At 68.0% G+C, this 14,480-nt stretch carries 8 protein-coding genes; all 8 read right to left on the bottom strand.

The features are described from left to right. Positions 1–52: 52 nt before the first annotated feature. A complete protein-coding gene (locus tag ACN675_RS10285) occupies positions 53–1,381 on the bottom strand; it encodes an MFS transporter (protein WP_420750767.1) in 1,329 nt (442 codons plus the stop codon). 76 nt (positions 1,382–1,457) lie between these two features. Next, the gene (locus ACN675_RS10280; RefSeq protein WP_420750766.1) at positions 1,458–2,921 is read right to left on the bottom strand and encodes a benzaldehyde dehydrogenase; all 1,464 of its coding nucleotides are present in this window, start codon (positions 2,919–2,921) and stop codon (positions 1,458–1,460) included. A 229-nt stretch (positions 2,922–3,150) separates the two neighbouring features. Next, positions 3,151–4,284 carry a CaiB/BaiF CoA transferase family protein gene (locus ACN675_RS10275; RefSeq protein ID WP_420750765.1) on the bottom strand — a complete coding sequence of 378 codons (1,134 nt, stop codon included), beginning with the start codon at positions 4,282–4,284 and terminating at the stop codon, positions 3,151–3,153. A 72-nt stretch (positions 4,285–4,356) separates the two neighbouring features. Continuing rightward, a complete protein-coding gene (locus ACN675_RS10270) occupies positions 4,357–5,538 on the bottom strand; it encodes a mandelate racemase/muconate lactonizing enzyme family protein (protein WP_420750764.1) in 1,182 nt (393 codons plus the stop codon). Then, the gene (locus ACN675_RS10265) at positions 5,535–6,791 is read right to left on the bottom strand and encodes a CaiB/BaiF CoA transferase family protein (RefSeq protein ID WP_420750763.1); all 1,257 of its coding nucleotides are present in this window, start codon (positions 6,789–6,791) and stop codon (positions 5,535–5,537) included. Before ACN675_RS10265 ends, ACN675_RS10270 begins: the two co-directional genes overlap by 4 nt. After that, a complete protein-coding gene (locus ACN675_RS10260; protein ID WP_197253107.1) occupies positions 6,788–7,978 on the bottom strand; it encodes an acyl-CoA dehydrogenase family protein in 1,191 nt (396 codons plus the stop codon). Before ACN675_RS10260 ends, ACN675_RS10265 begins: the two co-directional genes overlap by 4 nt. 166 nt (positions 7,979–8,144) lie before the next feature. After that, complete coding sequence (locus ACN675_RS10255) at positions 8,145–9,068, bottom strand: LysR substrate-binding domain-containing protein (RefSeq protein ID WP_420750762.1); 924 nt, start codon at positions 9,066–9,068, stop codon at positions 8,145–8,147. Further along, positions 9,065–14,480 (bottom strand): amino acid adenylation domain-containing protein (locus ACN675_RS10250; RefSeq protein WP_420750761.1); only part of this gene is annotated, 5,416 nt, incomplete at its 5' end. The genes ACN675_RS10250 and ACN675_RS10255, both read right to left, overlap by 4 nt.

The raw sequence follows: 14,480 nt of genomic DNA, 5'->3' as shown, positions 1-14,480 counted from the left end.
GACGTCCCCGCACCGACGGTGCGGTGCGGGGACGGGACCGGGCCCGGGCGCGTCAGCCGGCGGTCAGGTCGACGTCCTTGCTCTCCCTGACGAAGACGGCGAGAATCACGGCGCTCATCGCGCACAGTGCGACCAGGTAGGCGACGACCGTGGTGATCGTCCCCGAACTCGCGAACAACGAGGCGACGATGACGGGGGTGAACCCGGCGCCGAGGAGACTGCCGATCTGGTAGCCGAGGGACGCCCCGGTGTATCGGGACCGGGTACCGAACTGCTCGGCCAGGAACGCCGGCATCGGGCCGAAGGTGAGCGACTGCAGCACCGAGCAGCCGATCACGAAGGCCAGCACGACCAGCAGGAAACTGCCGGAGGACGCGAGCTGGAACAGCGGCCACGCCAGCACCACCATGCCGACGAACCCGCACAGCATGACAGGCTTGCGCCCGTAGCGGTCCGACAGTCGGGCCGCGCCGAGGATGCCGAAGATCGCGAAGAACTGGCAGATCGCGAACGCATTCAGACCCTCCGACCGGGACACACCGTTCTCGGCCGCGTAACCGATGACGAACGTCGAGAACAACGCCTGGATCACGAACGGAGCGGTGCACACCAGCCCGGCGAGGACGAGGGTGCGCGGGGCACGCAGGATCGCCAGCAGAGGCATCGGCTCCGCCGCCCGGTCCTTCTTCTCGGCCGCCGCCTTCACTGCCTCCCGGAACAGCGGGCTCTCCGCGACCCGGGCGCGGACGAACAGACCGACGGCGAGCAGCACCGCCGAGAACAGGAACGGGATACGCCAGCCCCAGGACAGGAAGTCGTTCTCGGGAAGCGTCGCCGCCAGTGCGAGCGCAAGCGTGCCCAGCACTGCACCGGTCGGGCCTCCGGCATTGGTGAAGGCGGCAGCGAATCCGCGATTGCGGTCGCCGGCGTGCTCGAGCGACATCAGCGCCGCCCCTCCCCACTCCCCACCGATGGCGACGCCCTGGACGGCGCGCAGCACGATCAGCATGACCGCGCCCCAGGTCGGGATCGCGGGCACGAGACCGATGAGGAACGAGGCCGCGCCCATGATCGACATGGACAGCAGCAGCATCTTCTTGCGGCCGATCCGGTCACCGAAGTGCCCGAATACGATGCCGCCGAGGGGACGCGCGATGTAGCCGATCGCGAAGGTCGCGTAGGACGCGATCAACGCCGCTGCGGGACTCAGGTTCGAGAAGAACACCGGTCCGAAGACGAGTGACGAGGCGGTCGCGTAGAGGATGAAATCGTAGAACTCGATGGTGCTGCCGAGGTAGCTGGAGAACACCACGCGACGAAGATCGCTTCGCCGTTTCATCGTATCGACGGGGGCGGACGACTCCGATTCTGCGAGCGTCATGGATGGTCCTTTGTCCGAAGGGGAACTGTCGGGCGGCCGGGCAGGGCGCGCCGACCGGGGGATTCCGTGCGGGATCTCAGAAGGGATAGGACGGGACCTCACGGACCGCGGTTATCCAGCGTGTCTCGGTGAAGGCCTCGAAGCTGTTCGCAGCGCCACCGAAGCGAGCCCCGTTGCCGGAAGCTCCGAAGCCGCCGAACGGGATGTTGGCCTCGTCCGCCACGGTCTGGTCGTTGATGTGGGCGATACCGGTAGGGATCCGATCCGCCAATTCGAGCCCCCTTCCGATGTCGCGGGTGAAGATGCCGAGGGACAGTCCGTACTCGGAGTCGTTGGCGAGCGCGACAGCCTCGTCCGGCGTGGTGAACTCCACGACCGACGCGACCGGGCCGAAGACCTCCTGCGCGTAGGCCGGGGCGTCCAGGGGCACGTCCGCGAGGACGGTGGGCCGATAGTACAGACCTTCGTAGGTGCCTCCGGCGGCGAGTCTGGCTCCGGCATCGACCGAGGCGGTGACCAGCGCGTGGATCTTGTCGAGCTGCCCCCGGTCGATGATGGGGCCCAGAGCGACCTGCTCGGTCATCGGATCACCCACCGGAAGCCCGGCCGCCTTCTCGGCGAGCTTGGCGACGAACTCCTCGTACACGGACGTGTGGACGAGGTGGCGGCCGGTGGCCATGCAGATCTGTCCCTGGTGGAGGAAGGAGCCGGCAGCGGCTGCGGAGACCGTCGCGTCGAGATCGGCGTCGTCGAGGACGATGATCGCCGAGTTGCCCCCGAGCTCCAGGTGCACCTTCTTGAGGTGGCGGGACGCGGCGGCTCCGACGTGGCGGCCCGCGGAGGTGGAGCCGGTGAAGGAGATGGCGCGGACTCGCGGATCCTCGACGAGAGCTGCTCCCACATCGGCGCCACCGGGAAGAACCTGCAGGACGCCGGCGGGGAGCCCCGCCTCCTCGAAGATCCGGGCCAGCACGACGCCGCCGGAGACGGCGGTGCGCGGGTCCGGCTTGAGGATGACTGCGTTGCCGGTCGCGAGTGCGGGGGCGACCGATCGGATCGACAGGATCAGCGGGAAGTTGAAGGGTGCGATGACGCCGACCACTCCGACCGGGACCCGCTTGGACGTGCTCAGCAGCCGCGGAGTGACGCTCGGCAGGATCTCGCCGTGCGGGTGGGATGGCAGTGCTGCACCCTCGAAGCACTCCTGGGCGGCGACGTCGGTCTCGAGCGCGGCCTTGGGCCGCAGCGAGCCGGACTCACGCATGATCCAACGCTGGATCTCGTCCGCGTGGGTCTGCCACAACTCGCCGGCACGACGCATCACCGCGGCCCGCTCCGGATGGGGAAGGGACGCCCACTCCCGTTGTGCGGCAACGGCTCGCGCGGCGGCTGCGTCGAGATCATCGGTGTTCGCGAGCCCGACGGTTCCGAGAGTCGTACCCGTCGCGGGTTCGACGACCTTGATCTCCCCCGCGCCGCCGGCCGTCCAACTCCCGGTGAAGATCCGGCCCTGCCATGCGGATTCGTCCAGAAATGCCATCAGGAACTCCTTGATTTGCGGGTGCCGGACCTGCCGGCGGAACAGAGAACGGCGACGAGCAGAACGCCGGCGTCCGGGGCACTCGAAGGTGCCGCACCAGTATGGGTCACATCACATGATGTGCATAGCAGAATCAACTAGGGATATTGCACAGGAAAACTCAAGAATGCCTTCACGAAAACGTCCAGCGCGGCCGGATCGGCCGCGCTGGACGGTGAGGGTTCGCCGGTCAGCGACTTGGCAGCGACATCGCCGCCCAGTCGCTCAGTATCTGTGCCGGATCATCTTCGGGCGCAACGGGAGGCGCGGCGGGAAAACCCGAAGGCGTCCGCGAGAATCGCGGTGCCGGTGCAGGTTCCGGGCGCCCTTCACGTTCCAGGAAGGTTCCGCGAGCGACGAGGTGCTTGTTCGCGGGGGCCTCGCTCATGGAGAGGACCGGTGCGACGCACGCGTCGGAACCGGCGAACACCTCCGACCATTCGTCTCTGGTCCGGGTCGCGAATGCCGCGGCGAATCGATCGCGAAGTTCGGGCCAGCGGCGCCGATCCCACTGCCCGGGCAGCGTTTCGTCCCCGTCGAGATGGAGACCGGCAAGCAGCTGGGCGTAGAACGGCGGCTCGAGGGCCGCGACTGCCACGTACCGGCCGTCGGAGGTGCGGTACACGTCGACGAACGGCGCTCCCGAGTCGATGAGGTTCGTGCCCCGTTCGTCGTTCCAGGCACCACCGGCGAGCATCGAGAACGGGTTCGCCATCAGATGAGCCACACCGTCGACGATCGCGGCGTCGACGACCTGACCCTTCCCGGACCGCTCACGCTCCCACAACGCGGCCAGGATTCCGGACACCAGATACATTGCCCCGCCGCCGAAGTCACCGACCAGGCTCAGCGGGAGCTGCGGCGGACCCCCGGCGCGGCCGATCGCGTGCAGCGACCCGACCAGCGCCTGATAGGTCGGGTCGTGCCCGGCACGTTGCGCGAGCGGACCGTCCTGCCCCCATCCCGTCATCCGACCGTAGACGAGCCGGGGATTGCGAGCGTGGCACGCCTCGGGCCCGAGTCCGAGACGTTCGGTGACGCCGGGCCGGTATCCCTCGATGAGAACGTCGGCGTGCTCGACGAGTTCGAGCGCGGCAGCGAGTCCGTCGGCACTCTTCAGATCGAGGGACAGCATCCGCTTCCCACGCTGGAGAGTGTCGAAGCGCGGATCGATGGGCATGGCGAATCCCGCACCCGCCCGCTCGACACGGACGACATCGGCGCCCTGGTCGGCGAGGAACATCGCCGCGAACGGGGCAGGCCCGAGTCCCGCGAGTTCGACGACCTTGAGGCCTGCCAGCGGGCCCGCTCGGTGCTCTGTCATGGACTTGCTCTCCTCGAGTTGGGTACGCCGGCGGCGGGATGCCCCGACCGCCGGCGCCGATACCGATGGGTGTCAGGCGCTGACGAGCTGCCCGACGGTGACGATCTCCATTCCCGGGGTGATGTGGTCCGCGATGAACCGCTCGTTGAGCTCGATTCCGTAACCCGGGCCCTCGTTCGGGAAAAGCTTGCCGTCCTTGAAGATCGGCACGTTCGCGGCGATGTCGTTCTCGATGACCTGCTTCTCGTTCTCCCACTGGTTGTTGATGATCAGCGGACCGAGATTTTCGTGGGTGAACTGCGAAGCCCAGTTGTTCGCGATCATCAGATGGGCGGACGGGCTGGCCTCGAGACCCGATCCGATCATGCAGCCGCTGTAGACCGCCATGTCGGCGAGGCGCGCCATCGTGAGCCAGCGCTGCGCCTTGACGAGACCGCCGGCCTTCTGCATCTTGATGAACAGTCCGTCCGCCGCGCGGCGCTCGATGATCTCGCGGATGTTGTACAGCTCCTGAGCGGATTCATCGGCGAACACCGGTGTCTCGATCCGGCCGCGCAGCCGGGCCATACCTTCGATGTCCCAGTGCGGAACAGGCTGCTCGATGCACTCCATCCGGAACTCGTCGAGACGGCGCATCGTCTTGAGTGCTTGATCGTAGTTCCAGAAACCGTTGGCATCGACGACGATACGTGCACCGGGACCGAGTGCGGCGCGTACTTCGCGGACATTGTCGACATCGTGGTCGGAGTTGCCGTCGGACTTGAGCTTGATCAGCGAGTAACCCTGCTCGTGAGCCGCAACCGCCTCGGCCACGATCTGGTCCGTCGGCCCCGCGGACGCTACCCAGCCCTGCACCGATGCCTCGATGTTCTTGCCGCCCAGCAACTGGTAGACCGGAACGCCGAACGCCTTGCCCTTGAGATCGTGCAACGCGAAATCGACGAGCGCCTTGGCCTGGTTGTTGTCGCGGACGAAGGTGTCCATCTGCCCGACGATCTTCTCGATGTTGAGCGGGTCCTGGCCGATGAGGAACTGCGGCGCGATGTGCTTGGCGATCATCGCGATCATCGAATCCTGTGTCTCACCGCGGTACCACGTCGAGGTGTCCCCGGAATCGCCGTAGCCGACGATGCCCTCGTCGGTGTACACCTTGAGCACCACCGAATGAATGTGTGTGATCCGGGTTCCCGGCATGATGAACGGCTTGACCAGCGGGGTGGAGACCGGGGTCAGTTCGACCTTGGTGATGATCATGAGGTCTGCTCCTGCAGTGTGGGAAGGACGGTGGCGCCGGCAGCGGCCAGTGCACCGAGATCGTTGCTGTCGAGACCGAGTTCTCTCAGAACCTCGGTGGTGTGTTCACCGGTCAGCGGGGCCGGACGTGTGATCGCCCCGGGGGTGCGGGACAACTTGGCGGGGATCCCCGGCACCGTGACTTCCCGGCCGCTGACCGGGTGCTCCACGGTCGGGAGCATGTCGCGGGCCGCGAAGTGCGGGTCGGCGAAGATGTCCTCGGCGTCGAAGATCGGACCCAGCGGCACCTTGCCGCCCAGCAGGTCGATCAGTTCCGCAACCGTGTGCCGGCGAGTCCAGTCGTTGACCACCTCGTACACGGCGTCGCGGTTCTCCCAGCGAGCGTGATCGGTAGCGAATCGCGGATCGTCCACGAGCTCCGGCCGGCCCATGATCGCGACGAGTTTCGCCCACTGCGGGTTGTGCGGGGCACCGAGTGCGACGACACCGTCCGACGCCTCCACCGTGTCGAAGGGGGCGAAACCCTGCAGCTGGTTGCCGATCGGTGTGGGCACCTGCCCGGTGTGCCCGTACGTGTTGACGACGACCTCCGAGATCGCAAGCACGCTGTCGGCCATCGCGACGTCGACGTACTGGCCACGACCACTGCGTTCCGCTTCACGCAGGGCGGCAAGGATGCCGAATGCCGCGAACAGCCCGGGAACGGTGTCACCGACACCGGAACCCACACGGACGGGGTGCTCGGCATCGCGGCCGGTGATGGACATCAGCCCACCCATGGCCTGTGCGACGATGTCGAATGCGGGCCAGTGCGCGTACGGGCTTTCGCCGCCGGGCTTGTCCCCGAAACCGCGGATGGAGGCGTAGACCAGTCTCGGATTCCGCGCCGCGAGGGTCTCGTAGCCGAGTCCGAGGCGTTCCATGACGCCCGCACTGAAGTTCTCGACGAGCACGTCGGCATCGTTCACCAGGCGCAGCAGAACGTTGCGGGCCTCGGGCTTCTTGAGGTCGAGCACGACGCTGCGCTTGTTGCGATTGGCGGACTGGAACACCCCGCCGTAGTCGCGGGGCTCGTCGTCGGAGCCGAACGGCCCGGTGTACCGGAGGAAATCGCCACGCGGAGGCTCGATCTTGATGACATCGGCGCCCTGATCGGCAAGAAGCGAAGTACAGAACGGTCCGGCGAGCGCTTGGGTCAGGTCGATCACCCGCACCCCGTCGAGAGCACGCCGTCCGGCGGCCCGGCGGCTCACAGCGTGGCCTCACGTCCGAGCAGGGCACGTCCGATGACGACCTTCTGGATCTGCGGAGTACCCTCGCCGATCTCGAGGCCGGACACGTCGCGCAACATGGCCTGCAGCGGAAGCTCCTCCGCGAACCCGGAGTGCCCGTGGGCGACGACGCAATCGCGGATGGTCTGCAGCGACACGTCGGTGGCATAGAGCTTGGTCATCGCGGCCTCCTTCGTGAAGGGCCTGCCGGCGTCGGCGAGCGACAGGGCACGGTAGGTCAGCCACCGCGCGGCCTCGAGCTTGGTCGCGTTCTCGGCAATGGGGAAGGAGACCCCCTGGAACGACGAGACGGGTTTCCCGAAGGCCTTGCGGCTCTTGACATATTCGATCGTGATGTCGAGCGCCTTGCGCGCGACACCGGTGGACATGAGACCGATGACCGAGCGCGTGTAGTCGAATTCGCTCATCACGAGCCGGAATCCGTTCCCGACACCGCCGATCACGTACTCGTCGGGAACGAACACGTCGTCGAGGAACACCCCGGCGCGGCCGAGCGGCTTCCATCCGGCGTCGGGGAACTTCTGCATGCTCACGCCCTTTGCGTCGAGCGGCACGAGGAATGCGGTGACGCCGGAGTCCTCCGGCCCCTCGCCCCGCGCCTTGACGAACGTGATCATCGCCTTGGCGTGCGGCGCGAACGTGATGGAGGTCTTCTCACCGTTGAGCTTCCAGCCGCCCTCCACGCGTTCGGCCTTGGCGCGCATGGCCATCGCGTCGGAGCCCGATCCCGGTTCCGTCAACCCGAGTGCGACGACGTGGCGGCCCTCGACGATGCCGCGCACCCAGTCGCGCGCCACGTCGGGCGCAAGGAAGCGCTCGAGCAGTGGTCCGGTGAGGTTGTTGGTGTAGGCGAGTTGCGATGCGTAGAAGTTCGCGTACGCGAGTTCCTCGTGCGCGATTCCGAGGTGTGTCTTGGTCATGCTCTCGCCGATCCTCCCCACCCCGCCGTTCTCCTCGGACACCCCGAGTCCCAGAAGGCCCTGGGCCGCCATCTTCTCGGCCAGATCCCACGGGAATTCCTCGCTGTGAGCCCGCTCGAGGTAGCTGTCCGCATGCGGCGCAGCGAATTCCCGTACCCATTGGGCGAACTCGTCGTACTCGGGAGCGAAGAGGACCGGGGGGTGCAGAGCGGACGTGTCTGACGACATGGAAATCTCCTCGAATCTTGCTGGATGGCAACGGACGGTCGGATCCGCTGCGACTGCGCGTGCGTCCCATCCGCGGTGCGGTGCGATGGACTCAGTATGTCCGCCGTCACTAACACTGAAAAGAACAAGAACCGAGTGATATTTATGAGTAAAACTGTGTATTGCGTCAGAGTGTGGCCGCGCGCTCGGTCGCGAACGCGAGGAATGCACGCGCGACCCTGCTCAGCAGGACATCGGGCCGCCACGCGATCACGAGGCGGACCGGTTCCAGGACCGGCCGCTCGATGGGACGCAGAGCGATCTGCATGCCCCCGTACGTGCGATCCAGCTTCGGCCGACTCAGCATCACGGTCCAACCCAAGCCGCGGCCGACGAACGCGCGCACCGTCTCGTAGTTCGCCGAGCGATAGCCGATCCGGGGAGTGAAGCCCGCGAGGGCGCAGACCTGCAGCGCGTGGTTCGAACTCGGCGCGGCGTCGAGCAGCACCATCGGCTCGTCGGCCACGGATACGAGATCGACCGGCTCGGGATCGTCCGCGAGACGGTGTTCCGCCGACACCACCAGCGCAGGATTGCGCGTCCACAGGGTCGCCGTTCGCCACTGGCGGGGAATATCGAGGTCGTACACGATGACCGCATCGAGTTCTCCGCGCTCCAGCGCAGCTTCGAGTTCATCGGCCATCGCTTCCCGGAACTGCAGGGTGACGCCCGGATGGCTACGCCGGAACTCGTACAGCAGAGGCGGCAGAATCGTAGGCGCCACGGTGGCGTAGCACCCGATGACCAGCCGGCCCTTCAGTTCACCACCGGCGCCCGCGGTCTCGGCCTCGATATCGGCAGCCTGCTGCAGCAGTGCCCGCGCCCGAATCAGGACCGATTCGCCGGTCGGAGTGAGCTGCACGCCGTGGGCGCGCCGCCGCACACAGAGCTGGGCGGACATCGCCTTCTCCAGCTCCGTGACGGCCAGCGAGACAGCCGACTGGGACACCAGCAGGCGGTCCGCGGCGGCGCTGATCGTGCCGGTTTCCGCGACCGCGACGAAAGCGACCAGCTGTCGCATGGTGAACGCCGGGGCACGGTCGAGACTCATGTCCCGATGATAGGAGCCTGCCCATGCCCCCTCGGCGCCCGCGACAGATGCCGCTCGAGGATCGGGCCGATCACCGCGAGACCCGCGGGACCGGTGAGCTGCTCGTGGGACAGCGGCACCGGGCACTCGACCACGCCTTGCGTCACGTGTTCCTTCCACGCGGAAGCGCCGGTGTCCCGATCGAGGTCACGGCCGCTGTCCGCGGCGGCGCTGAAGTACAGGAGGTCGACGCCGTCGAGCACCCCGGGGCGGTGTGCGAGCGCGAGGTCGACGAGTTCCCCGTACACGCGGTAGAGGGTTTCGAGGTCGGCCGGGGTCAGCGCGGCGAAGACGCCGCCCTTCGCGTGCAGCAGTTCCGCGACGGTCTGGAAGGTCGGCTCGGCACCGGCGGCCGGGAGGTCGTCGACGTCGCCGAACTCTTCGAGCAACCGGCCGATCGTGGGCCGCTCGGCGATCGTCCCGGTCAGCACGCGGGTGTCCAGCATGGCGAGGGTCGCCACGTCGTCGCCGGTGCTGCGCAGGCGCATCGCGATCTCGTGTGCGATCTGCCCGCCGACCGAGTAACCGACCAGGTGGTACGGGCCCGTCGGCTGCACGGACCTGATCTCCCGGACGTAGCGGTCGGCGAGGTCTTCGAGGGACGCGAACCTGGTGTCGGGTTCGGTGAGCGCCGGCGCCTGCAGTCCGTAGACGGGGCGGTCGTCGCCGAGGTACTGGGCAAGGCCCGCGAAGCACCAGGCCAGTCCGATCGCCGGGTGGATGCAGAACAGGGGTTCCGCGGTACCGGGGCGCAGCGGCAACAGGACCGAGACCGCCGCTCGTGCCGCATCCGGGTCGGTCGATGCGCCGCCGCTGTCGATTCGGCGGGCGAGGGTAGCGGGGGTCGAATGCGTGAAGATCCACTGCACCGGGATCTCCGCGCCCGTCGATTCCCGCAGGCGGGCAACGACACCGGTGGCGGACAGCGAGTTCCCGCCGAGGGAGAAGAAGTTGTCGTCCGCGCCGACGCGAGGCACCGCGAGTTCGACCGAGAACGCTTCGGCCACCGCAGTTTCCGTTCCTTCGCGCGGTACCCGGAATTCGGTTGCACCGCAACGGAAGTCCGGCTCCGGCAACGCCGCCCGATCCACCTTCCCGTTCGCCGTCACCGGCACCGCGTCGATGATCGACACGACCGCCGGCACCATGTGCGGCGCCAACCGCGTCCCCACCTGCGCCAGCACCGCGACCGGATCCAGCTCCGCGGCTGGTTCCGGCACCACGTACCCGACGAGCCGATCGCCGGCACCCCGGTGCACCGTCGCCACGGCTTGCTCGACACCGTCGCACGCCCGCAGCGCGGATTCGATCTCGCCGAGTTCGATGCGGAACCCGCGGACCTTCACCTGCTGATCGGAGCGGCCCACGTAGTCGAGTTCGAGCGTCCCGTCGTCGCGGCGACGCCACCGCACCAGATCCCCGGTGCGGTACATACGCTGCCCCTTCGGTCCCGCGACGAAACGCGACGCGGTCAGTCCGGCACGGTTGCGGTAGCCGCGGGCCAAGCCGGGACCGGACAGGTACAGCTCCCCCACCACCCCGACGGGGACCGGCCGCAGCCGGTTGTCGAGCACGAGTTCGGCGAATCCGCGGATGGGGCGGCCGATCGTGACGGGTTCCCCGCTCTGCAGTGCGCGCCCCGCATTCGACTGGATCGTCGTCTCCGCCGGACCGTAGGTGTTGACCATGGTCCGGCCCGGAGCCCACCGGGCGACGAGCTCCGGCGGGCAGGTCTCGCCACCGACGATCACCGTGCCGAGCCGGTCGAGTCCGGCCGGATCCACCGTGCCCAGCGCCGCGGGGGTCAAGGCCGCGTGCGTGACCTGTTCCCGGGCGAGCAGGTCGGCCAGTTCCCGACCACCGAATACCCCGGGCGGGGAGATCACCGAACATCCACCGGATCCGAAGGCCCACAGCATCTCCAGCACCGCCGCGTCGAAACTCGGCGACGCCGCGTGCAGCACACGTGCGTGCGGGCCGAGCCCGAACCGAGCGCACTGTTCTGCCACCAGGTTCGCGAGTCCCGCATGGGTGACAGTCACACCCTTGGGGATCCCGGTCGACCCGGACGTGTAGATCACGTACGCGGGATGGTCCGCCCGCAGCGGATGGATCCGCTCAGCGTCGACGATCGGGTTTTCCCGCATTCCAGTATTTTCCGACGTTTCCGCGAGCAGCAGCCAGGGCACCGCATCGGGGAGGCGATCGACCGCGTCGGGTGTGGTGAGGCCGAGCGAGGCGCCGGAGTCGGTGAGCATGTGCTCGATCCGCCCGGCCGGGTATCCGGGGTCGACGGGGACGAACGCGGCTCCGGTCTTCGCGACCGCCCACACCGCCAGCACCGACTCCACCGACCGTGCCATGCCGATGGCAACGCAGGTCTCGGGTCCGGCTCCCAGTGCAATCAGATTGCGCGCGAGACGGTTCGACCGGTCGTCGAGCTCACCGTAGGTCACGCGACGATCTCCGCACACGATCGCGGTCGCCGAGCGATCACCTGTTCCCGCGGAAAGAAGGTCGGGCAGCGTCGCCGGCGAGACGCCGGGTTCGCCGAACACTGGGACGAGCTGAGCATGCTCGACGGGGCCGAGCAGGTGCAGCCGGTCCAGGCACACGTCCGGTTCGGTCGCGACGGTGTGGACGATGCGCAGCACGCGGTCGAGGATTTCCTCCATCTGCCGGTGATCGAACAACTCGGGCAGGTACTTGATCGACAGGTGCAGCCGATCGTCCACGTGCGCAACCAAACCCATCGGATAGTGCGCCGCGTCCGCACCCGAGACATCCACCACCCGCATCCCCGCGATGTCCGTCTCCGCCGTCAACCCCCCACGATCGACCGGATACGACTCGAACACCGTCATCGTGTCGAACACCGCACCCGGCCCCGCCACCCGCTGCACATCCGACAACCCGACATAGTGATGATCGAGCAACCCCGCCTGCTCGGCCTGCACGCGATCGACCAACTCCCCCAACGACACCCCGGCGCCCCACCGCACCCGGACCGGCACCGTGTTCACGAACAGCCCCACCATCGACTCCACCCCGTCGATCTGCGGCGGCCGCCCCGACACCGTCGCACCGAACGCCACGTCCTCCCGCGACGTCAACGACCCCAGCACCAACCCCCACGCCACCTGCACCACCGTGTTCAACGTCGTCCCGTGATCACGCACCCACGCCGACAACGCCGCCGTCTCCTCCACACCGAAATCGGCACTCACGTCCCGTGACTCGCGGTACCGGCGGGTGGAGTCGAGGTCGGAGACGAGGGTGGGTTCGGTCGCGCCGTCGAATGCACGGGCCCATGCGTCGAGCGATGCCTCGAGGTCCTGCTCCCCGATCCAGGCCAGGAAGTCGCGGTAGGAACGGGAGCGCGGCAGCATCGTGTCGTCGCCGTCGGTGGCGTAGAGCACGAGCAGTTCCTTCAGCAGCAACGGTGTCGACCAGCCGTCGAGCAGCAGGTGGTGGTTGGTCATCACCAGTCGATGGCTGTCCGGTCCGGTGGTGACCAGCAGCCACCGGATCAGCGGTGCCTGCGCCGGGTCGAACCGGGTGGCGCGATCCGCGGCCATGACCGCGGCGAACTCGCGGTCGAGGGTGGTCTCGTCGGATCCGGACAGGTCCAGCGTGTCGAACGGGACGTCGAGGTGGTCGTGGATCACCTGGACGCTCGGTACGCCCGGCGACCGTACGAACGCGGTTCGCAGGTTGGCGTGGCGTTCGAGCAGCACCTTTCCGGCGCGCCGCAACCGCTGCGGGTCGACCGTTCCACGCAGTTCGAGCACCAGTTGCACCAGGTACGCGTCGACGGAGTCCTCCGACACCAGCGCGTGGAACAGCAGGCCCTCCTGCAGCGGCGACAGCGGCCACACGTCGGTCAGATCCGGATACCGCCCCTCGAGCTCCTCGATCTGTGCCTGCTCCAGCGTGACCAGACCCAGATCCGACGGCGTGAGGCCGCCTGTGCCGGGTTCGGTGGCGAGGGCGACTGTTCGTTCGAGGACGTCGACCCACAGCCGTGCGAGTGCATCGACCTCGGTGGTGGTCAGCACGCCGGTGGGGAACGACCAGATCGCCCGCAACCGTGAGCGGCCTCCGTCGTCGAGGGTGAGCGCGTTGATGTCGAGGACCGCCGGCACCGGGAGATCCGGATTCTGTGCGACGGAGAGATCTCCGGCGTCGTCGACCGGCATCCACGGCATGCCCTGAGTTGTCTCGGTCGATCCTGTGGTCACGCGTCCCAGGTAGTTGAATGCGACCTGCGGTGGCGTGCACTCGGAGAGGACGCGTCCGGCCTCCCCGCCGAGATGACGCAGCAATCCGAAGCCGATGCCGTGGTCGGGGACCGCGAGAAGCTGTTCCTTGACCGACTTGATAACAGCGCCGAGGTTCGGTCCGCCCTCGCACGCGTCGGCGAGATCGAAGCCCGAAAGGTCCAGGCGCATCGGATAGCTCGTCGAGAACCAGCCGACGGTGCGACTCAGATCGGCGCCGGGAACGACGCTTTCCTCACGGCCGTGACCCTCGAGTCCGATCACCGCGTCCGTCAGTGCGGGATATCCGTGGTCGCGCCGCCACGTGGTGAGGGCGACAGCGAGAGCGGCGACGAGCCCGTCGGATACGCTGCCGTGGAACGCGTCCGGGACGGTGGTCAGCAGCGCCTCGGTGACTTCCGCCGACAGTTCGACCTCGACGCTGCCGGTCGTGGCGGCGGTGTCCGTCGCCGGATCCAGCGGCCTGGACCCGATCGTCGGGTCGTCCGCGGCCGCGGTCGCGCGCCAGAAGTCGAGTTCGGCGAGCCGTTCGGGCTGCTGCGCGGCCTCGACCAGCCCGTGCGCCCAGCGGCGCATCGACGTGCCGACCGCCTCGAGCTGCGGGTCCTGTCCCGCCGCGAGCTGCGACCACGCGGTCGCGAGATCGGGGACGAGGATCCGCCACGACACGCCGTCGACGGCCGAATGATGAATCATGACCAGCAGCCTGCCCGGGATTTCGGTGTCGTCGGGGTCGAACCACACCGCCTGCAGCACGATTCCCGATGCGGGGTCGAGCCGGTCCGCGGCGGCGTCGGCCTCGGCAGCTGCGGTCGCGCGGAATGCGGCGCTGCCCGGCGCCGAGTCGACTGCGACCCGGTGCAGCACGTCGCGTGCGCGAATCGTGCCGACCGGCAATACTTCCCAATTCCAGCGGTCCGGGACTGCGGGGTCGCGCTGCAGTCGACTGCGCAGCATGTCGTGCCGATCGAGCACGGCCTGGAGCGTGCCCGCGAGGGTCTCCTCGTCGATCGTGGTGGGGAGCGCCAGGACGACGACCTGGGAGAACCGGTGGAATCCCGCGTCGCCTCGTCCGCTCTGCCAGTGCATGATC

It is taken from the genome of Rhodococcus sp. O3, assembly GCF_048897285.1.
Classification (GTDB): Bacteria; Actinomycetota; Actinomycetes; order Mycobacteriales; family Mycobacteriaceae; genus Rhodococcus.
The sequence above is the reverse complement of the archived record's forward strand: the minus strand, read 5'-3'. Positions and strand labels throughout refer to the sequence as shown.

Coding starts and splice junctions, on each gene's coding strand:
- ACN675_RS10285 (WP_420750767.1), bottom strand. CDS start 1,381: ATGACGCTCGCAGAATCGGAGTCGTCCGCCCCCGTCGATACGATGAAA.
- ACN675_RS10275 (WP_420750765.1), bottom strand. CDS start 4,284: ATGACAGAGCACCGAGCGGGCCCGCTGGCAGGCCTCAAGGTCGTCGAA.
- ACN675_RS10260 (WP_197253107.1), bottom strand. CDS start 7,978: ATGTCGTCAGACACGTCCGCTCTGCACCCCCCGGTCCTCTTCGCTCCC.
- ACN675_RS10280 (WP_420750766.1), bottom strand. CDS start 2,921: ATGGCATTTCTGGACGAATCCGCATGGCAGGGCCGGATCTTCACCGGG.
- ACN675_RS10270 (WP_420750764.1), bottom strand. CDS start 5,538: ATGATCATCACCAAGGTCGAACTGACCCCGGTCTCCACCCCGCTGGTC.
- ACN675_RS10255 (WP_420750762.1), bottom strand. CDS start 9,068: ATGAGTCTCGACCGTGCCCCGGCGTTCACCATGCGACAGCTGGTCGCT.